The organism is Microbacterium oleivorans (assembly GCF_001691565.1).
GTDB lineage: Bacteria > Actinomycetota > Actinomycetes > Actinomycetales > Microbacteriaceae > Microbacterium > Microbacterium oleivorans_B.
Genome location: NZ_MAYO01000003.1, coordinates 463,648 through 482,816, shown reverse-complemented (window position 1 = coordinate 482,816; position 19,169 = coordinate 463,648). Strand labels below are relative to the sequence as shown.

The 19,169-nt window shown below is 68.8% G+C and carries 18 protein-coding genes; 15 read left to right on the top strand and 3 right to left on the bottom strand.

What is annotated here, in order from left to right:
* The first annotated feature begins 54 nt into the window (after positions 1 to 54).
* The 7 genes from ruvC to BBA86_RS05060 all read left to right on the top strand — a co-directional run bounded on the left by ruvC (position 55) and on the right by BBA86_RS05060 (position 7,911).
* Positions 55 to 618, top strand: coding sequence for a crossover junction endodeoxyribonuclease RuvC (gene ruvC / locus BBA86_RS05090; protein WP_065570579.1), 564 nt, complete (start codon positions 55 to 57; stop codon positions 616 to 618).
* 47 nt (positions 619 to 665) lie between these two features.
* On the top strand, positions 666 to 1,277 hold the full coding sequence (ruvA, locus tag BBA86_RS05085) for a Holliday junction branch migration protein RuvA (protein ID WP_065570578.1): 612 nt from the start codon (positions 666 to 668) through the stop codon (positions 1,275 to 1,277).
* Positions 1,270 to 2,301, top strand: coding sequence for a Holliday junction branch migration DNA helicase RuvB (ruvB, locus tag BBA86_RS05080; RefSeq protein WP_065570577.1), 1,032 nt, complete (start codon positions 1,270 to 1,272; stop codon positions 2,299 to 2,301). The genes ruvA and ruvB overlap by 8 nt, the downstream gene beginning before the upstream one ends.
* 77 nt (positions 2,302 to 2,378) lie before the next feature.
* Positions 2,379 to 2,831, top strand: a complete 453-nt coding sequence (locus tag BBA86_RS05075) for a preprotein translocase subunit YajC (RefSeq protein ID WP_065570576.1) — start codon at positions 2,379 to 2,381, stop codon at positions 2,829 to 2,831.
* A 38-nt stretch (positions 2,832 to 2,869) separates the two neighbouring features.
* Positions 2,870 to 4,585 carry a protein translocase subunit SecD gene (secD, locus tag BBA86_RS05070; protein WP_065570575.1) on the top strand — a complete coding sequence of 572 codons (1,716 nt, stop codon included), beginning with the start codon at positions 2,870 to 2,872 and terminating at the stop codon, positions 4,583 to 4,585.
* Positions 4,585 to 5,574: a protein translocase subunit SecF gene (secF, locus tag BBA86_RS05065; protein ID WP_065570574.1), complete on the top strand. Its 990-nt coding sequence runs from the start codon at positions 4,585 to 4,587 to the stop codon at positions 5,572 to 5,574. Before secD ends, secF begins: the two co-directional genes overlap by 1 nt.
* A 69-nt stretch (positions 5,575 to 5,643) precedes the next feature.
* Positions 5,644 to 7,911 (top strand): RelA/SpoT family protein, encoded by a 2,268-nt coding sequence (locus BBA86_RS05060; RefSeq protein ID WP_065570573.1) that lies wholly within the window; start codon positions 5,644 to 5,646, stop codon positions 7,909 to 7,911.
* Here the strand turns inward: BBA86_RS05060 and BBA86_RS05055 are convergent.
* From BBA86_RS05055 to BBA86_RS05045, 3 genes are all read right to left on the bottom strand, one after another.
* A complete protein-coding gene (locus BBA86_RS05055; RefSeq protein WP_065570572.1) occupies positions 7,890 to 8,459 on the bottom strand; it encodes an SAM-dependent methyltransferase in 570 nt (189 codons plus the stop codon). The genes BBA86_RS05060 and BBA86_RS05055 overlap by 22 nt on opposite strands.
* 95 nt (positions 8,460 to 8,554) lie before the next feature.
* A complete protein-coding gene (locus tag BBA86_RS05050) occupies positions 8,555 to 9,817 on the bottom strand; it encodes a DUF349 domain-containing protein (RefSeq protein ID WP_223247029.1) in 1,263 nt (420 codons plus the stop codon).
* Positions 9,818 to 9,877: 60 nt separating this feature from the next.
* Positions 9,878 to 10,090 (bottom strand): dioxygenase, encoded by a 213-nt coding sequence (locus BBA86_RS05045; RefSeq protein ID WP_223247028.1) that lies wholly within the window; start codon positions 10,088 to 10,090, stop codon positions 9,878 to 9,880.
* A gap of 216 nt (positions 10,091 to 10,306) precedes the next feature.
* Between BBA86_RS05045 and BBA86_RS05040 the strand changes: the two genes are divergently transcribed.
* The 8 genes from BBA86_RS05040 (at position 10,307) to BBA86_RS05005 (ending at position 19,168) form a co-directional block, all read left to right on the top strand.
* Complete coding sequence (locus tag BBA86_RS05040; protein WP_083199465.1) at positions 10,307 to 11,656, top strand: replication-associated recombination protein A; 1,350 nt, start codon at positions 10,307 to 10,309, stop codon at positions 11,654 to 11,656.
* Positions 11,649 to 12,560 (top strand): tetratricopeptide repeat protein, encoded by a 912-nt coding sequence (locus BBA86_RS05035; protein ID WP_223247027.1) that lies wholly within the window; start codon positions 11,649 to 11,651, stop codon positions 12,558 to 12,560. Before BBA86_RS05040 ends, BBA86_RS05035 begins: the two co-directional genes overlap by 8 nt.
* A 139-nt stretch (positions 12,561 to 12,699) precedes the next feature.
* On the top strand, positions 12,700 to 13,356 hold the full coding sequence (gene rpsD / locus BBA86_RS05030) for a 30S ribosomal protein S4 (protein WP_018186731.1): 657 nt from the start codon (positions 12,700 to 12,702) through the stop codon (positions 13,354 to 13,356).
* A 92-nt stretch (positions 13,357 to 13,448) separates the two neighbouring features.
* Positions 13,449 to 13,697 carry an ATPase gene (locus BBA86_RS05025; protein WP_065572186.1) on the top strand — a complete coding sequence of 83 codons (249 nt, stop codon included), beginning with the start codon at positions 13,449 to 13,451 and terminating at the stop codon, positions 13,695 to 13,697.
* A gap of 69 nt (positions 13,698 to 13,766) precedes the next feature.
* Entirely contained in the window at positions 13,767 to 16,433 is a 2,667-nt protein-coding gene (alaS, locus tag BBA86_RS05020; protein ID WP_065570569.1) for an alanine--tRNA ligase, read from the top strand.
* On the top strand, positions 16,430 to 16,882 hold the full coding sequence (gene ruvX, locus BBA86_RS05015) for a Holliday junction resolvase RuvX (protein WP_065570568.1): 453 nt from the start codon (positions 16,430 to 16,432) through the stop codon (positions 16,880 to 16,882). The genes alaS and ruvX overlap by 4 nt, the downstream gene beginning before the upstream one ends.
* Before the next feature lie 223 nt (positions 16,883 to 17,105).
* Entirely contained in the window at positions 17,106 to 18,338 is a 1,233-nt protein-coding gene (gene mltG / locus BBA86_RS05010) for an endolytic transglycosylase MltG (protein ID WP_223247026.1), read from the top strand.
* On the top strand, positions 18,329 to 19,168 hold the full coding sequence (locus BBA86_RS05005) for a shikimate dehydrogenase family protein (protein ID WP_065570566.1): 840 nt from the start codon (positions 18,329 to 18,331) through the stop codon (positions 19,166 to 19,168). Before mltG ends, BBA86_RS05005 begins: the two co-directional genes overlap by 10 nt.
* Position 19,169 lies beyond the last annotated feature (1 nt).

Here is a 19,169-nt window from a genome sequence, read left to right as displayed (position 1 = left end):
CCGCACCGGGCGCGCCGACGAGCGGATGCCGCACCTCCCGCCTAGCGTGGGGGAGTGGCATCCGCTCTTCGCGTTCTCGGCATCGATCCGGGCCTGACCCGGTGCGGCGTCGGCGTCGTCGACGTGCGAGCCGATCGCTCCGCGTCCCTCGTCCATGTGGGCGTTGTCCGCTCGTCCCCCGACGCGCCGATCGAGCAGCGCCTCGCGGCGATCGCGGCGGGGATCCGCGCGGTCCTCGCGGAGCACGGTCCGGATGTCGTCGCCGTCGAGCGCGTCTTCGCGCAGCAGAACCGGAGCACGGTGATGGGGACGGCGCAGGCGAGCGGGATCGCTCTGCTTCTCGCGGCCGAGCACGGCCTGCCTGCGGCGACGCACACGCCGTCGGAAGTGAAGGCGGCGATCACGGGGTACGGGAACGCCGAGAAGCTCCAAGTGCAGACGATGGTCGCACGCGTGCTGCGGCTCGACGCCCTGCCGCAACCGGCGGATGCCGCCGACGCCCTCGCGCTGGCACTGTGTCACGCATGGCGTCGTGGCGCCTCGCCCGCGGGAGGCGACGCCGCGCTGACGCCGGCGCAACGGGCGTGGGCGGCAGCCGAGAAGGCGACGCGTCGCTGATGCGTGTCGCTCGAACATATCTCCGAAGGCTCCCGTAGGCTCGTGTCATGATCTCCTCGCTGCGCGGCCGCGTGCTGCACCTCGAACCCGACTCCGTCGTCATCGACGTCCACGGTGTGGGGTACTCGGTGGCGGTCACCGCGCAGCACGCGCGACAGGTGCATCCGGGCGACGAGGTCTTCGTCCACACGGCGATGATCGTGCGCGAAGACGCCATGCTGCTCTTCGGTTTCGAGGATCGCTCCGAGCTCGACGTCTTCGGGCATCTGCTCAGCGTGTCCGGTGTGGGTCCGAAATCCGCCCTCGGCGTCCTCTCGTCGCTCACGGTCGACCAGATCGCCACGGCGGTCGCCGATGAGGACGACGCTCCGTTCCGTCGCGTCTCGGGCATCGGTCCGAAAACCGCCAAGCTCATCGTCGTGCAGTTGGCGGGCAAGCTCGCCCCGCCTGCCCGCACGGCCGCCGGAGCACCGCTCCCGCAAGGGCTCGCTGCGCAGCTGTCGGCCGCGCTCATGGCGCTGGGATGGAACGAGCGCGTCGCCGTCGAGACGGCGGAGGGCGTGCTCGCCGATGCTCCGGCCGGTGCCACCGTGCCTGCCCTCCTCAAACTCGCCCTCGCCCAGCTGGGTCCTGCTCGGGCGGAGCGCAGCGGTGTCTGACGCTCGCGACCAGCGTCTTCCCGAAGACGACACCGAGCTGGCCGTCGAAGGTGCGCTCCGCCCCGGCTCGCTCGCCGAGTTCATCGGTCAGATGAAGGTGCGCGGTCAACTGCAGCTGCTGTTGGATGCCGCTCGCATCCAACAGCGTCCGGCTGACCACATCCTCCTGTCGGGGCCTCCCGGGCTCGGCAAGACGACGCTCGCCATGATCGTCGCGCACGAGAGCGAGCGGCCGCTTCGCATGTCGAGCGGCCCTGCGATCCAGCACGCCGGTGACTTGGCCGCCCTCCTGTCGAGTCTCGTACCGGGTGAGGTGCTGTTCATCGACGAGATCCACCGGATGGCCCGCTCGGCCGAGGAGATGCTGTACCTCGCGATGGAGGACTTCCGCATCGACATCATGGTCGGAAAGGGCGCCGGTGCCACCAGCATCCCGCTCGACCTCGCGCCCTTCACGCTCGTCGGTGCGACCACGCGGTCCGGTCTGCTCCCCAATCCACTGCGCGACCGCTTCGGGTTCACCGCGCACCTCGAGTACTACGAGCCGGTCGAGCTCGAGCAGGTCATCGCCCGCTCGGCGGTCATGCTCGACGTCGATGTGCCCGCGGCATCCCGTGCGGAGATCGCGCGTCGCTCGCGCGGGACGCCTCGCATCGCGAACCGGCTGCTCCGGCGGGTGCGCGACTACGTCGTCGTGCACGGCGGATCGTCGACGCAGGCCTCGACGGCCGACGTATCTGCGGCCCTCCACCTCTACGACGTGGACGATCTGGGGCTCGACCGACTCGACCGCGCGGTGCTCGATGCGCTCGTCCGACGTTTCCGAGGCGGTCCCGTCGGACTCAACACCCTCGCCGTCACGGTGGGGGAGGAAGCGGACACGATCGAATCGGTGGTCGAGCCCTACCTCGTCCGCATCGGCTTCATGGGCCGCACCCCGCGAGGACGCGTGGCCACCCCCGAGGCGTACGCGCACCTGGGGATCCCCCGTCACGACGGGGCGCTCACCCTCGATGACCTATAATCGCTGAAGGCTCCGGCCTCCCACCCTCTTCGCCGCATCGATGCGGCGTGCCCTCTCGAAAGGCGGACCCGCGTCCCATGTTGCTTCTTGCCCAGCAGAACACCCCGCAGGCCCCCACCGGAGGAAACTTCTTCACGGACTACGGCCTGCTCATCCTGCTGGCGGCCCTGCTGGTCTTCATGTTCATCAGCTCGCGTCGTCGCACGAAGAAGATGAAGGAACAGCAGGAGCAGAAGGCCCAGCAGATGGTTCCGGGCGTGAAGGTCCTCCTCCAGGGCGGTCTCTACGGCACCATCGTCGAGTACGACCCGACCGACCTCTCCAAGCCCGCGCACGTCGAGCTCGCCCCGGGCATGGTCGTCGAGGTGCACAGCCAGGCGATCCTCCGCATCGTCGAGGACGAGGAGCCTGTCGTCGAAGAGACCGAGCAGGTCGCCGGAGACGACGTCATCGTCTCGCGCGACGAGACGATCCTCGACTCGCGTCCCGTTGACGGCGCGCCCGACGCGGACGACAAGCCCAAGGCCTGACCTTCCCGCTTCGGCGGTCCCTGACGAAAGTTCCCTCCGTGGCCTCATCCACCCCCGTCCGCCGCGCCTGGCGCGCGCTCATCGGACTCCTCGCTCTGACAGCTGTGCTCTTCGGGGTGAACGCCGCAGGCGTGTACCTCTTCGAGAAGAGCTCGTGGGTCCCCGAGCTCGCCCTCGATCTCCAGGGCGGCACGCAGATCATCCTCCAGGCGCAGACGAAGGCGGGTACGCCTCCGACGTCCGAGCAGATGCAGCAGGCGGTCTCGATCATCCGTCAGCGTGTGGACGCCTCCGGTGTCGGCGAGACGGACATCACCACGCAGGCGGGCAACCAGATCGTCGTCCAGCTTCCCGGTATCGCCGACGAGGAGACCCGCGACCGCATCGGCCGCTCTGCGCAGATGCAACTGCGTGCGGTGCTCTACACGGCGGCGCCCAGCAACACGTTCGTGGGGGATGACGGCAAGCAGACGCCGTACCCGACCCCCGGACCGTCCCTGAACGCCACGCCCACTCCGGCCCCGACCAACGGCAGCGACCTGTCATGGGCGACCGAAGAGGTGCAGGCGCAGTTCCTGGCCTACGACTGCGCCAAGCCGGCGACCGACCCGGCCCAGGAGCCGGCGGACAAGCCCCTCATCACATGCGACACCGACGGCTCGGCGAAGTACCTGCTCGGCCCGGTCGAGCTCGACGGGTCCGCCATCTCGGACGCGACCAACGGGCTGAACTCCCAGAACGGCCAGTGGGCCGTGAACATCGTCTTCAACGGCGAGGGCACGAAGACCTTCGGCGACATCAGCCAGCGACTGTTCAACCTGCAGTCCCCGCAGAACCAGTTCGCCTTCGTGCTGGACGGCGAGGTCATCTCCGCCCCCTCCATGAACGCCGTCATCACGGACGGCAAGCCGCAGATCACCGGCAACTTCGACCAGGAGACGTCGAAGACCCTCGCAGACCAGCTGAAGTACGGCGCGCTCCCGCTCAGCTTCGAGGTGCAGAGCAGCAACTCGATCTCGGCGACACTCGGATCGCAGCAGCTTCTGATCGGTCTCGTCGCCGGCCTCATCGGTCTGGCCCTCGTCGCGATCTACTCGCTGACGGTCTACCGCGCGCTCGGCTTCGTGATCATCGCGTCACTCGCGGTCATGGGCATCCTGACCTACATCACGCTGTGCATCCTGGCGTGGCGCATGGGCTTCCGTCTGTCGCTGGCCGGCGTGGCGGGCCTCATCGTCACGATCGGCTTCACGGCGGACTCGTTCATCGTCTACTTCGAACGCATTCGAGACGAGCTCCGCGACGGCAAGTCGATCACCGGCGCCGTCGAGGACGGTTGGGCGCGTGCCAAGCGCACGATCTACATCTCGAAGTCGATCAACATCCTCGCCGCCGTGGTGCTCTACATCCTCGCGGACGCGACCGTGAAGGGATTCGCGTTCACGCTCGGTCTCACGACCGTGATCGACATCCTGATCTTCATCCTGTTCACACACCCCGTCCTCCAGCTGCTCGCGCGGACGCGGTTCTTCGGCGGGGGGCACCCGCTTTCCGGACTCGACCCGACGGCGCTCGGTGCCGTCTACCGTGGTCGTGCGCAGTTCCGCGCACCCGTGGCCGCCGGTGGCACGTCGCAGGCCGAGAAGCGGTCGTCGCGTTCTCGCAGTGAGGCGGTCCGCCGTCAGACCATCGCCGAGCGCAAGCTCGCGCAGCAGAGCGGCGATACGCGCTCGGCAGGGGAGGGGGACGTCTGATGCGTTCCATGAGTGACTTCGGAAACGACCTCTACACCGGGAAGGTCTCCTTCCCGTTCGTCGGGCGTCGGCGACTCTGGTTCCTGATCGCCGCGATCCTCGTGATCGGCTCGGCGCTGGTTCCCGTTTTCCGTCCCGTCCAGTTCTCGATCGAGTTCACCGGCGGGTCGCAGTTCACGGTCAACGACGTCGCGAAGCCCGACCAGCTGCTCGCGACCGAGGCGGTCCAGTCGGTCGTCCGGGATGCCGCGACCCGCGTCACGACCGTCGGTGACGACAGCGTCCGTGTGCAGACCGACCAGCTCGGAGAGATCGAGACGCGCGAGGTCACCGACGCGCTCGTCAAGGCTTACGGGGTGTCGGACGACAGCGTGAGCTCGTCGTTCATCGGACCCAGCTGGGGTGAGAGCGTCACGCGGCAATCGCTGTGGGGCTTGGCGATCTTCCTCGTCCTGACGTTCCTGATCCTGGCGCTCTACTTCCGCACGTGGAAGATGTCCGTCGCCGCGATGATCGGTCTCGTCGACGTCCTCGTCGTCACCGTCGGTGTCTACGCCCTCTTCGGCTTCGAGATCTCACCGGCGGCCGTCATCGGCTTCCTCACGATCCTGTCGTACTCGCTCTACGACACGACTGTCGTGTTCGACAAGATCCGAGAGAACACCTTCGAGGACGGGGAGAAGTCGGGCCGCACCTTCGGGGAGTCGGTGAACCTCGCGGTGAATCAGACCCTCGTGCGATCGATCAACACGACGGTCGTCGCCGTCCTTCCCACGGGGGCGATCCTCTTCATCGGTGCGCTGTGGCTGGGTGCGCAGACCCTCACCGACATCTCGTTGTCGATCTTCGTCGGAACGATCGTCGCGGCCTACTCCACGCTGTTCGTCGCCGCACCGCTCTACTCGCTGCTGCGTGAGAACGAGAGCGACCTGAAGGCTCGCGATCAGCGCGTCCTCGAGTCCCGTTCGGCCGCCGTCGCCGCGGTCTGAGCGGTATGGCCGCGGGCGTAGGATTGACCTCCAGTTCCACGCGCGTACGGGCAGACAGGAGGCGATCGCATGGCTGAAGCGGTCACTCCGACGGGGTCGGCGACGGGTGGACAGTCCCTCCGCAGGCTCGTCCCGCGCATCTTCTCCCGAGCCCCATCGCGGGACGCGCTCGAGGAGCTCATGCGGACGGTGCGGATGCACCACCCCAAGGGCGACATCGCGATCGTGGAGCGTGCCTATCGGACGGCGGCGAAGGCTCACGCGTCGCAGAAGCGGCAGAGCGGCGAGCCGTACATCACGCACCCGCTCGCAGTGGCGCAGATCCTCGCCGAGCTCGGGCTCGGTCCGCGTGCCATCGCCGCGGCCCTCCTGCACGACACCGTCGAGGACACCGACTACTCGCTCGAGCAGCTGACCGCGGACTTCGGCGACGAGGTCGCGATGCTCGTCGATGGCGTCACCAAGCTCGACAAGGTCAAGTACGGCGACGCGGCGCAGGCCGAGACGGTCCGCAAGATGATCGTCGCGATGTCCAAGGACATCCGCGTGCTCCTGATCAAGCTCGCGGACCGGCTGCACAACGCGCGTACGTGGGGCTTCGTCCCGCCCGAGAAGGCGGCGAAGAAGGCTCGCGAGACGCTCGAGATCTACGCGCCGCTGGCTCACCGCCTCGGCATCCAGACCGCGAAGAGCGAGCTGGAGGACCTGTCGTTCGCTGTTCTGCACCCGAAGCTCTACGCCGAGATCGACTCGCTCGTCAAGCAGCGCACTCCGCAGCGCGAGCAGTACGTGCACACCGTCATCGACAACGTCGAGTCGGACCTGCGCGACCTGCGCATCCGCGGACGCGTCATGGGACGCCCGAAGCAGCTGTACTCGGTGTACCAGAAGATGGTCGTCCGAGGTCGTGAGTTCGACGACATCTACGACCTCATCGGCATCCGCATCATGGTGAACACCGTGCGCGACTGCTACGCGGTCCTCGGGGCGATACACGCACGGTGGACGCCGATCCCGGGCCGGTTCAAGGACTACATCGCAACGCCGAAGTTCAACCTCTACCAGTCGCTCCACACGACGGTCATCGGCCCCGGCGGCCGCACGGTCGAGATCCAGATCCGCACGCACGAGATGCACCAGCAGGCCGAGTACGGTGTCGCCGCGCACTGGAAGTACAAGGAGCAGGTGGCCGGCGGCAAGACGGACTCGAAGGCCATCGATCAGGACATGGCGTGGCTCGCGCACATCTCCGACTGGCAGGCGGAGACGGCCGATCCGGGAGAGTTCCTCGATTCCCTGCGCTTCGAGATCGGTGCGAAGGAGGTCTACGTCTTCACCCCGAAGGGGCGCGTCGTCGGACTCCCCGCCGGAGCGACACCGGTCGACTTCGCGTACGCCGTGCACACCGAGATCGGCCACCGCACGATGGGGGCCAAGGTCAACGGGCGCCTGGTGCCGCTCGAGTCGGAGCTCCACTCCGGCGACGTCGTCGAGGTCTTCACCTCGAAGAACCCGGATGCCGGGCCCAGCCAGGACTGGCTCGCGTTCGTCAAGAGCACCCGGGCGCGCAACAAGATCCGCGGGTGGTTCACGAAGGAACGCCGCGACGAGGCCGTCGAGCAGGGCAAGGACGCCATCGCCCGCGCAATGCGTCGGCAGAACCTGCCGCTGCAGCGTTTGATGAGCCAGGACTCTTTCACGGCGGTCGCGCAGCAGCTCCGGTACGAGGACGTCACCGCGCTCTACGCCGCCGTCGGCGAGGGGCACGTCTCGACGCAGTCGGTGATCGAGAAGGTCACGGCTCTCGTGCGCTCCGAGGAGGAGAACACCTCCACCGGTCCTATCGACCTCCCCGCCGTCGGCCGGTCCAAGGCGCCGCGCGGGGGAGATTCGGGCGTCCTCGTTCGCGGTGCACCCGACATCCTCGTGAAGCTCGCGAAGTGCTGCACCCCGGTGCCGGGTGACGAGATCGTGGGCTTCGTCACCCGCGGCAGCGGTGTCTCCGTGCACCGGGCCGACTGCACCAACGCCGGTGCACTCCGCGACCAGCCGGACCGCCTCATCGACGTCTCATGGGCACCAACGTCTAAGAGCGTCTTCCTCGTCCACATCCAGGTCGAGGCTCTCGACCGCTCGGGGCTGCTGAGCGACATCACGCGCGTGCTCAGCGAGCATCACGTGAACATCCTCTCGGCATCCGTGCAGACGACGAACGACCGCCTCGCGCTCAGCAGGTACGTCTTCGAGATGGGCGACACCGTCCACCTCGACCGTGTCCTGAACGCCGTGCGGCGCATCGACGCGGTCTACGACGTCTATCGCGTCACGTCCTCCTGACGCCGTCGCAGTTCCGCGGCCGCCGCGCGCTTGTGGTGGACGGGTCCCGCCTGCTCGATCCACGCCACGGCGTCGTCGAGGAGGTCCGGGCACCACGCGAGCATGTCATCGACTAGCTGCCGCGGCGAGGTTCCGACGGCGGCCTCGCGGACGAGGTCGACCAGGGTGCGCACCGGGGTCGTCACGGCGACTCCGCTGATCAGTTCGACGTCTCCGGCGGGGAGGGCGACGTCGCGGAACCGGATGCGGGCATCCACGGGGAACGCCGCGCGCCGACGACCCGCGCGCTGCAGGTTCTGGATGAGCGGGGGTTCGGGGATGGCGCCGTGCACCCACGCAGCGCTCGCGTGCGTGACGGCGCGCTCCGGTCCACCGACGGACCGGAAGGATGCCGCGCGCAGCTCGCGAGTCTCCACCGCGTCCGCGGGCATGTACGCCTCCCCGATCTCCACGAGGTCGCCGTCGAGGCGAGCAGCCGTCAGCTCCGCTGTCGACAGCCGGTCATCGGCGAAGTAGAGGAACGGCCACATGAGGGCAGTCTGCGCCATCGTGGAGCGCCGACGTCGGGATCGTGCGTGCTCTGTGGAGAACACAGAGAGCGGAGCACCCCGGGGGAGTGCTCCGCCCTCTGTCCGACCGGGTGTCAGCCGCCGAGGGCGCGCAACCAGCCCTTGCGGGCTTCGAGAGCATCCTTCGCCTTGGCGATGGCGGACTTGTCCTTCGTGGCTTCTGCGGCCGCGAGCTCGTCCTCGAGCTTGGTGATCGCGTCCTGGAGCTGGCTCGTCATGTCGTTCTGACGCGCCTTCGTCTCGGGGTTGTTGCGCTTCCAATCCTCGTCTTCACGGGACTTCAGGGCGGTCTCGACCTTGCGCAACTGGTCGTCCAGCCCCCGCTCGGTGTCGCGCGGGAAGACGCGGCCGATCTCGTCCCAGCGGCGCTGGATGTTCGTGAGGAGGGTGCGCGCCTTGGCGTTGTCCTTCTCCTTCGCGACGGCGGCCGCTTCATCGAGCAGAGCGCGCTTGGCGTCGATCTTGTCCTTCGACGCTTCCACGTCCGCGTTCTCACGTTCGATGCGTGCGCCGTAGAGGACGTCGCCGGCGGCCTTGAACCGGGCCCAGAGTGCGTCGTCCGCCTTCTTGCCCGCGCGGCCCGCGTTCTTCCACTGGTCGAGGAGGGTGCGGTAAGCGGCGATCCCGTCCTCACCCTGGGGCGCGAGCGCCTCGGCGCGCTCAACGAGGCGCGTCTTCGCGTCGCGAGCGCTCTTGTGCTGCTCGTCGAGGCTCGAGTAGAACTCGCGGCGGTTCTTGTCGATGACGGCGCGGGCGTCCCGGAATCGCTTCCACAGCTGCTGGCCGACCGCCTTCGGCAGTCGCGGTCCCGTGCTCTGGTGCTCCTGCCAGCGGGCGAACAGAGCGGCGACGTCGGCCGTCGTCTGCTTCCACTGGATGGAACGCGGGTCCTTCGCAGCGATCGCCTCGATCTCGGCGACGATGCCTTCGCGCTCGGTGACCGCGGCATCCACCGCTGCCCGCTGCGCCTGCGCCTCTTCGGCGCTCGCTTCGGACAGGGCGCCCTCGAGCGCGGTGAGGCGTGCCTCGAGCGAGGCGAGATCTCCGACGGCGGCGGCCCCGGAGAGCCGCTCCCGGACGGTGCGGGCGGTGCTGCGCAGATCGGATGCCGACGCCCCGCCGCGACGGTGGCGGACCTCGAGGAGGGTGACCTCGGAAGCGAGGTCTGCGTACTTGCGCTCGAAGTACGCAAGGGCCTCTTCGGGTGTGCCGTCGGGATACTGACCGACGACACGCCACTGGTCGCCCTCACGGACGGAGACGGTGCCGTCGTCGTCGACGCGGCCCCACGGCTGGGTCTCGGCGGATTCGGGGGTGGCGGAACTCACGGGGGTCACCTCGTCGGCGGCATGCGCCGCATGGGGGTCGGATTAGTGACTCAGCCTAGTACGCGCCGGTCACGGAGTCGGAGTGGGTGTCGGGGATTCAGACGGCGCGGGGGAGGGAGCGGGGGTCGCACCCGGGCTCTGCGACGGAGACGAGGACGGCGCGGGTTCCGGAGTGCCGGGCCCGAGCGTGTAGTAGGCGACCTGCCCGCCCAGGATCGCGAGCAGGAGCGCGCCTCCGGCGACACCCGCGATCAGGTTGTCGCGACGGCGACGCTGGATCACGGACGCATGGAAGCGTCGGCGCGCCTCGTAGAGGCGTGCGCGCTCGCGTTCCTGCGCGTTTTCGCGCGCTCTGTCTTTGCCTGCTGCCACGGCGATCCTCCCGTCGAGGCTGGCGTCAGCGCAGCCTCCTGCAGATTATTCGGCCCTGCGCTCGAGGCAAAACCCAGCGCCTCGGGCGCAGCCCGGGACGTCGGACGGGGCGATTAGCCTGGAGGGATGGCACAGAGTGATGCGCTTTTCCGGGGAGCGACGCCTCTGGCCGTGCGGATGCGCCCGGCATCCCTCGACGAGGTCGCCGGCCAGACCCACCTGCTGCGGCCGGGATCACCGCTCGTCGCCCTCGCCGATCCCGGGCGGGCGACGACGGGAGCGGTCTCCGTGATCCTCTGGGGGCCGCCCGGGACGGGGAAGACGACGCTCGCGCAGGCGATCGCACGGACGTCGGGTCGCCGTTTCGTCGAACTCTCGGCCGTCACCGCGGGCGTCAAGGACGTCCGCGAGGTGATGCAGGAGGCGATGACGCAGCGCGATCTGTACGGCGCCTCGACGATCCTCTTCCTCGACGAGATCCACCGCTTCACCAAGGCGCAGCAGGACGCCCTGTTGCCGGGTGTCGAGAACGGGTGGGTCATCCTGATCGCGGCGACGACCGAGAACCCGTCCTTCTCGGTGATCTCGCCCCTGCTGTCGCGGTCCCTCCTTCTCACCCTGCAGCCGCTCACCGATGCGGATCTCGGGATGCTCGTCGATCGCGCCGTCACCGACGCCCGCGGCCTCGCCGGCGCCGTCACCCTCTCGGATGAGGCACGGGCCGCCCTCGTCCACCTCGCCTCGGGGGATGCGCGTCGGGCATTGACCTCGCTCGAAGCCGCCGCGTCCATGGCGGAGCCGGTCGAGCCGTCGGACGGAGGCGAGGACGCCCCGGCGGAGCCGGCTGTCATCACGGCCGATCACGTCGCGCAGGCCGTGGACCGTGCGCTGCTGCGGTACGACCGGCAGGGCGATGAGCACTACGACGTCATCAGCGCCTTCATCAAGTCGATCCGAGGATCCGACCCCGACGCCGCGATTCATTACCTCGCCCGGATGATCGAGGCCGGTGAGGATCCGCGGTTCATCGCCCGGCGCCTGGTCATCTCCGCGGCCGAGGACATCGGGCTCGCCGATCCGCACGCTCTCCAGATCGCCGTGGCGGCCGCCGACGCGGTGGCCTTCATCGGGATGCCGGAGGGGCGGATCCCGCTCGCGGAGGCCACCGCGTACCTCGCGACCACGGCCAAGTCCAATGCCGCATACTCCGCCATCAATGCGGCGATCGCCGACGTCCGCGCCGGAGGTTTCGGGCGGGTGCCGATCCACCTTCGCGACGCGCACTACGCAGGAGCCAAGCGTCTGGGGCACGGCAAGGGATACGTGTACCCGCACGATCTCGAGGTCGGCGTTGCCACGCAGCAGTACCTGCCCGACGAACTGCGCGGGCGCCGTTACTACGAGCCGACCGGTCGCGGCGTGGAGCGCGACATCTCCGGCCGACTCGAGAAGATCCGGAAGATCCTCGGTGACTGACGCGCCGGGTGCCGCGGACCGCCGCATCGACGAGGTGTGGGCAACCGCCGACGAAGACGGACCCGATGCCCTGCGCGCAGCGATGAGCGAGGCGCTCACCGGGCGACCTGAGGGTGATCCCCGGGCACTCTTCGAGCGCGCGTCCGTCGAGGACTTCCTCGGCCAAGAGGCGGCGGCGATCCCGCTCTATCGCGCGGCGCTCGCTGCGGGGCTGGAGGCGCCCTTCGAGACGCAGGCGAGGATTCAGCTCGCGAGTTCCTTGCGGAACGTCGGGGACGCCTCGGGCGCGATCGCCGTCCTGAAGGACGTCTCGTCGACCGACCCGCTGGCAGGCGCGGCGGCGGGGTTCCGAGCGCTCGCTCTCTACGACGACGACAAAGCCGTCCGTGCGCTCCGCACCGCTCTCGACGCGCTCGCGGGGGAGATCCCGCTCTACGGCCGGGCGCTCCGCGCCTATGCGGCCGAGGTCCGCTCTCGCCCTCGCATCCGCGTGATCGCCGTGGCCGTCGTCGTCAGGGACGGGTTCATCCTGGGGGAGCTGTACGCGGCGACGCCGGAGAGGCCGTCCTTCCTGCGGGCGCCGGGCGGCGGCGTCGAGCCGGGGGAGACGGCCGAGGCGGCCGTGCGCCGAGAGCTCGCGGAGGAACTCGGGGCGACGGTGACGGAGTCGCGGCTGCTCGGAGTGGTCGAGAACATCTTCGACAACGAGGGCCGGCCCGGACATGAGATCGCCTACCTCTTCGCGGTGAGCAGTCCCGAGCTCGATGCCCTGGGCGTCGCCGAGCGGATCCAGGTTCTCGACGGTGAGACGTCGGTCGGTTGGTACCTGCTCGACGACCTTCACCCGGACGCGTTCCCCTTCTATCCGCCGGGTGCGGTGGATCTGGCTCGCGGCCAGGGATGATCCGCCCCGTCTGTTAGGCTTAATCGGCTCGAAACCGTGTTTTCGGGCATCCTCTTCTCTCTTTCCCACCTTTCGGCGTGCCCCGGCGTGCAGTCCGAAAGGGCGAGAGAAGGCGATACGCCCGTGAGCCGTGAAAGACATGGCCACGTCATGGAAGGAAGATTTCGTGGCAACGAAGTCCCAGGACCGCCGCAAGGTGCGCCTCTCGCGCGCCCTCGGCGTCGCACTGACCCCCAAGGCCGCCCGCTACCTCGAGAAGCGTCCCTACGCTCCCGGTGAGCACGGCCGCACCAAGCGCAAGCAGGACAGCGACTACGCCGTCCGTCTTCGCGAGAAGCAGCGTCTGCGCGAGCAGTACGGCATCCGCGAGAAGCAGATGCGCAACACGTTCAACGAGGCCCGCCGCACGGAGGGTCTGACCGGTGAGAACCTCGTCGAGCTCCTCGAGATGCGTCTCGACTCGCTCGTGCTCCGTTCGGGCTTCGCCCGCACGACGGCACAGGCGCGTCAGCTCGTCGTGCACCGTCACATCCTCGTCGACGGCCAGCTCGTCGACCGCCCGTCCTTCCGCGTGAAGCCGGGCCAGACGATCCACGTCAAGGCCAAGAGCGAGGCTCTCGAGCCGTTCCAGGTCGCAGCCGCCGGCGGTCACGCCGAGGTCCTGCCCCCGGTTCCCGGCTACCTGTCGGTCGAGCTCGACAAGCTGCAGGCCCGTCTCGAGCGTCGCCCCAAGCGCGCCGAGGTTCCGGTGACCTGTGAAGTCCAGCTCGTCGTCGAGTACTACGCCGCGCGCTGATCGCGGCTGATCGCCGGTCTTCGGATCGAGCGGTTCGGAGGGGCGTCGGGTTCACCCGGCGCCCCTTCTGCTTTGCACCTAACATGGACCCCATGAAGAAAGTCCTCTGGTTCCTGATGGGCATCGTCGCCGGCTTCGTCGCCGCGCACCTGGTCAACAAGGATCCGCGAGGCCAGGAACTCCTCTCCGAGGTCGACCTCCGCATCTCCGAGTTCACCGACCGGATGGGCGAGGCCTACCGGACGCAGGAGGCGAAGATCGAGGGCATCGTCTCCGAGGTGAAGGATGACGCACAGGACGCCCTGTCGAAGGATGCCGCGTCCGCCCCGCAGGGCGACTGACCCACCCCCCATCTCCCGGTCGCGGCCCCTGGGACGCGACCGATCCCGCATGCAGTTTGAGGACACACGATGAAGACCGCTGAGATCGCCCGGCGCTACCTGGACTACTTCGAGAAGCGCGGGCACACGATCGTGCCCTCGGCATCCCTCGTCAGCGACGACCCGGCGCTCCTGTTCACGGTCGCCGGCATGGTCCCCTTCATCCCGTACCTCTCGGGCGACGTTCCCGCTCCCTACAAGCGTGCGGCGGACAACCAGAAGTGCATCCGCACGAACGACATCGAAGAGGTCGGCAAGACCCCGCGTCACGGCACGTTCTTCCAGATGCTGGGCAACTGGTCGTTCGGCGACTACTTCAAGAAGGACGCGATCCGGTACGCCTGGGAGCTCCTCACCACGCCCGACGACGACGGTGGGCTCGGATTCGATCCGAAGGACCTCTGGGTCACCGTCTACGAGGAGGACGACGAGGCGATCCAGCTCTGGCTCGAGCACTCGAGCCTCCCCGAGGAGCGCATCCAGCGCCTGGGCAAGGACACCAACTACTGGACCACGGGGCTTCCCGGTCCCGCCGGCCCGTGCTCCGAGATCTTCTTCGACCGCGGTCCCGAGTACGGCGTCGACGGCGGACCCGCCACGGATGACGACCGCTACGTCGAGATCTGGAACCTCGTGTTCATGCAGTACGAGATCACGAACGTGCGCTCGAAGTACGAGTTCGACATCATCGGGGACCTGCCCGCGCAGAACATCGACACTGGTATGGGGCTCGAGCGCGTCGCGTTCATCAAGCAGGGTGTCGACAACATGTACGAGACGGACCAGGTCCGTCCCGTCCTCGACAAGGCCGTGGAGCTCTCGGGCAAGCGGTACGGCGAGAACCACGACGACGACGTCCGCTTCCGCGTAGTAGCGGACCACATCCGCTCGTCGCTCATGCTCCTGTCCGACGGCGTCACTCCGGCCAACGACGGCCGCGGCTACATCCTGCGCCGCCTCATGCGCCGCGCGATCCGCTCGATGCGTCTGCTGGGCGTCGAGGGACCGACCTTCGCGGAGCTCTTCGCCGTCTCGCGCGACGCGATGAAGGAGTCCTACCCCGTCGTCGAGACCGACTACGCGCGCCTGTCGCAGTACGCGCTGGCCGAAGAGGCGACGTTCCTCCGCACGCTCGCCAGCGGCTCGGAGATCCTCGACACCTCGATCGAGTCCGCCAAGTCGACGCAGGCGACCTCGCTGAGCGGCTCGCAGGCGTTCCTGCTGCACGACACCTACGGCTTCCCGATCGACCTCACGCTCGAGATCGCCGAGGAAGCCGGCCTCACGGTCGACCGCGCCGGGTTCGACACCCTCATGAAGGAGCAGCGGGACCGCGCCAAGGCCGATGCCCGCTCGCGCAAGCGTCAGCTCGCCGACACGAGCGTCTACCGCGACTTCCGCGCGCTGGGTGAGACGGTCTTCACGGGATACACCGACCTCGAGACGGAGTCGCGGATCCTCGGCATCCTCGTCGACGGCGCACCGGCGGACCGTGCCGCGCAGGGACAGATCGCCGAGGTCATCACCGCCGAGACCGCCCTCTACGCCGAGTCCGGCGGCCAGGTGGCCGACAAGGGCGTCATCGTCGGCCCGGGCTACGAGCTCGAGGTCCTCGACGTGCAGAAGCCCGTCCCCGGCCTGATCAGCCACACGGTCGAGGTGACGACGGGCGAGGTCGCCGTCGGTCACGCCGCGACGACGGTGGTGGATGCCGCGAACCGCCGTGCGGCCGCGCAGGCCCACTCCGCCACCCACCTCGTGCACGCGGCGCTGCGCGACACCCTCGGTAAGAGCGCGACGCAGGCGGGCTCCCTCAACCGCGCGGGATACCTCCGGTTCGACTTCTCGTGGGGTCAGGCGCTCTCGCCCGAGACCCGCAGCGAGATCGAAGAGATCGCCAACAATGCCGTCCGCGACGACCTCGAGGTCACGACCCGCGTCATGTCGCTCGACGAGGCGAAGGCGGCAGGCGCCATGGCGCTGTTCGGCGAGAAGTACGGCGACACCGTGCGTATGGTCGACATCGGCGGCCCCTGGTCGCGCGAGCTGTGCGCCGGTACACACGTGTCCTCGAGCGCGCAGGTCGGCCTCATCAACCTCGTGGGGGAGTCGTCGGTCGGCGCCTCCAACCGCCGAGTCGAGGCGCTCGTCGGCCAGGATGCCTTCCGGGAGCTCGCGGCTGAGCGGGCCATCGTCTCTCAGCTCACGTCGGGTCTGAAGATCCCGCGCGATCAGCTGCCCGCCCGCATCGCCGAGCTGCAGGCCAGCTTGAAGGCCGCCGAGAAGAAGATCGCTCAGTTCGAGGCCAAGGCGCTCGGCGAGCGGGTCCCGACCCTGGCGGCATCCGCCGTCTCCGCGGGCGGCCACCGCGTCGTCGCTCAGTCGATCGGCGCCGTCGGTTCGGCGGATGACCTCCGCACCCTCGCGCTCCAGGTGCGGGAGCGCCTCGGGTCGGACGCGGCCGTCGTCGCTCTCGGTGGCGAAGCCGGGGGACGGTCGGTCGTCATCGTCGCGACGAACGAGGCGGCCCGTGCCGCAGGCGCCAAGGCGGGCGTCCTCGCGAAGACGGCGGCCGGAGTGCTCGGCGGCGGAGGCGGCGGCCGTGACGACGTGGCTCAGGGCGGCGGAACGGATGCCGCGGCCCTGCCGGCGGCGCTGAACAGCATCGTCTCGGCGTTGGAGGGTGCGACCGCGTGAGCGGGTTCCGTCGCGGGGTCCGCCTCGGTATCGATGTCGGGCGAGCCCGCGTCGGGGTCGCCCGGTGCGATCCTGATGGCATGCTCGCTGTCCCCGTCGAGACGGTTCCCCGATCCGAGACCTCGGTCGCGCGCCTCGTCGAGATCGCGGTCGAGTACGACCCGATCGAGATCCTCGTCGGTCTCCCGATCAGTCTCGGTGGTGCGGAGACCGCATCGACGACGGATGCGCGCGAGTTCGCCACCGACCTCGCCGCCGCCGTGGATGCGCCCATCCGGCTGGTCGACGAGCGCCTGAGCACCGTCTCGGCCAATGCTGTGCTCCGTCAGAACGGGCGATCGCAGAAGGCATCTCGTAGGATCGTTGACCAGATCGCCGCTGTCGTCCTCCTTCAGCAGGCGATCGACGTCGAGAAGAGCACCGGTAACCCGGCCGGTGCGGCGCTGTAGGAGACGCAGGAGTCCACCGATGCCCGAGACCCCGTTGCCCGGCGACCGCCCCGACGTCCGCCGTGACGATGAGCCCGGCGATGGCCGTTCCGATGCTCCGACCTCGCGTCGTGCGGCACGTGAGTCTCAGCAACGGGACGTCCAGAGCAGCAGCTCCCGAACCGCCGAAGACGTTCGAAGCGCCGGAGACGCCCGAAGCGCGCCGATCGAGCGGGGTTCGGCCGTGCCCGCCGCACCCCCCGGCTCTTCGCGGATGCGTGCGCCGGAGCGGTCGGTGGCCTCGACGACGGCTCCGATCGACGCGCTTTTCGAGGAGAACGGGCTGAAGGCTCCGTCCAGTTCGTCGAAGCGCCACGACAAGGACCGCCGGAAGAGCCGTGTGGCGGCATGGGGTGTGTTCGCGATCGTCCTCGCGATCATCGGCGGACTGGTGGGCGGCGGCGTCGCCGTCTGGAACACGTACGAGGATCAGATCCGGAAGGTCCTCGGCTGGGAGGAACCGAAGGACTTCGAGGCAGGGATGGCCGAAGGTGAGGCAAGCGTCACCGTGCTGTCTGGACAGACCGGTGCGGACATCTCCCGAACCCTGTTCGACGCGGGGGTGACGAAGACCTCCGGAGCGTTCTACTCGTACCTCATCGACAGCGCCGAGGACACCAGCGCGCTGAAGCCGGGCGTCTACTCGTTGCAGAAGAAGATGACTTCTGAGGCCGCTTACCAAGCTCTGCTCGATCCGGAGAACAGGCAGGAGTACACCGCCCAGCTTCGCGAGGGTCTGACCGTCGCTCAATCGGTTCCCCGCATCGCCGAGGGGATCGGTCTCCCGGTGGAGGATGTCGAGGCAGCCGTCAAGGACCCGAATGCGTACGGGGTGAAAGCGGACAGTCTCGAGGGCTGGCTCTTCCCGGCCACGTACACCTTCGACCCCGACGTCACGGCGAAGGAGGTCATCCAGCGGATGGTCGACCGCACCGTACAGGCGCTCGACAAGGTCGGTGTCCCCTCCGATCAGCGCGAGCGGATCCTCACCGTCGCGTCGATCATCGAGAAGGAAGCGCGCAACTCCGACGACTTCTACAAGGTCTCGCGCGTCATCGAGAACCGCCTCGACCCCGACATCAGCGACACCAACGGGTTGCTGCAGATGGACTCGACCGCGCAGTACCCGTTCCAGGACCGGGACGGAGGGGCGAGCTCGCGAGCCGAAGAGCTCGAGGACGACAACGGCTGGAACACCTACAAGAAGCAGGGCTTGCCGATAACTCCGATCGCGAATCCCGGCGAGCTCGCGATGAAGGCCGCGCTGGAACCGGCGGAAGGACCGTGGCAGTACTTCGTCACCGTCAACCTCGAGACGGGCGAGACCGTCTTCTCGGCCACGTTCGCCGAGCATGAGAAGGCCGTGAAGCAGTACCAGCAGTGGTGCCGCGACAACCCCGACGGGGGTTGCTCCTGAGCGATGTCGCCCTGGAGGTCTGGGGCGATCCGATCGGGCACAGCCTGTCGCCGGCCATGCACACGGCGGCGTACGGCTACCTCGGGTGGAACTGGACGTACGGTCGACGCCGCGTCGACGAGCTGTCCTTTCCCACCGAACTGTCGAGGTTGGATGCCGCCCATCGCGGGCTCTCGCTGACGATGCCCCTGAAGCACGCCGCCTTCGCCGTCACCGGCGACAGGGATGCCCGCGCGGCCCTGACAGGAGCGGCCAACACGCTCGTCCGGACGCCCGCCGGGTGGCGCGCGTTCAACACGGATGTCGGTGGCATCGTCGAGGCGTTGCGCGAGCAGGGCGTCGTCGCGCCCGAGCGTGCGCGGATCGTCGGCGCAGGGGCGACGGCATCCGCCGCCCTCGTCGCGCTCGCGGAGCTCGGCGCCCGCGATGTCGAGGTCGCCGCGCGGCGCCCGGATGCCGCAGCGACGCTCGTCGATCTCGGCGAGCGCGTCGGTACCGCTGTCACGGCGGTGTCGCTCGGCGATCGCGCCAGACGGGCCGTCGATGTGACGATCGCGACCCTGCCCGGTGGCGCGTCGGTCGACCACTCCGTCGCCGACGAGCTGGCGGCGACCGGAGGGGCGCTGATGGACGTCGTATACGGCCATTGGCCGACCGATCTGTCACGAGCCTGGGATCGTGCCGGAGCGTCCGCGCGCGGAGGAGAGGGGATGCTGCTGCACCAAGCCGTCCTCCAGATCCGCGCGTTCGCGACCGGCGGAGTGGATGACCCCCTGCCGCGCGAGGCCGAGGTCGTGGCCGTCATGCGGCGCGCGCTCGTGGGAGACTAGA

Bases quoted from the DNA above. Each gene is read 5' to 3' on its own strand.
- BBA86_RS05060 (WP_065570573.1), top strand. From the start codon at position 5,644: ATGGCTGAAGCGGTCACTCCGACGGGGTCGGCGACGGGTGGACAGTCC.
- secF (WP_065570574.1), top strand. From the start codon at position 4,585: ATGCGTTCCATGAGTGACTTCGGAAACGACCTCTACACCGGGAAGGTC.
- BBA86_RS05055 (WP_065570572.1), bottom strand. From the start codon at position 8,459: ATGGCGCAGACTGCCCTCATGTGGCCGTTCCTCTACTTCGCCGATGAC.
- BBA86_RS05040 (WP_083199465.1), top strand. From the start codon at position 10,307: ATGGCACAGAGTGATGCGCTTTTCCGGGGAGCGACGCCTCTGGCCGTG.
- BBA86_RS05075 (WP_065570576.1), top strand. From the start codon at position 2,379: ATGTTGCTTCTTGCCCAGCAGAACACCCCGCAGGCCCCCACCGGAGGA.
- alaS (WP_065570569.1), top strand. From the start codon at position 13,767: ATGAAGACCGCTGAGATCGCCCGGCGCTACCTGGACTACTTCGAGAAG.
- BBA86_RS05025 (WP_065572186.1), top strand. From the start codon at position 13,449: ATGAAGAAAGTCCTCTGGTTCCTGATGGGCATCGTCGCCGGCTTCGTC.
- rpsD (WP_018186731.1), top strand. From the start codon at position 12,700: ATGGCCACGTCATGGAAGGAAGATTTCGTGGCAACGAAGTCCCAGGAC.
- ruvA (WP_065570578.1), top strand. From the start codon at position 666: ATGATCTCCTCGCTGCGCGGCCGCGTGCTGCACCTCGAACCCGACTCC.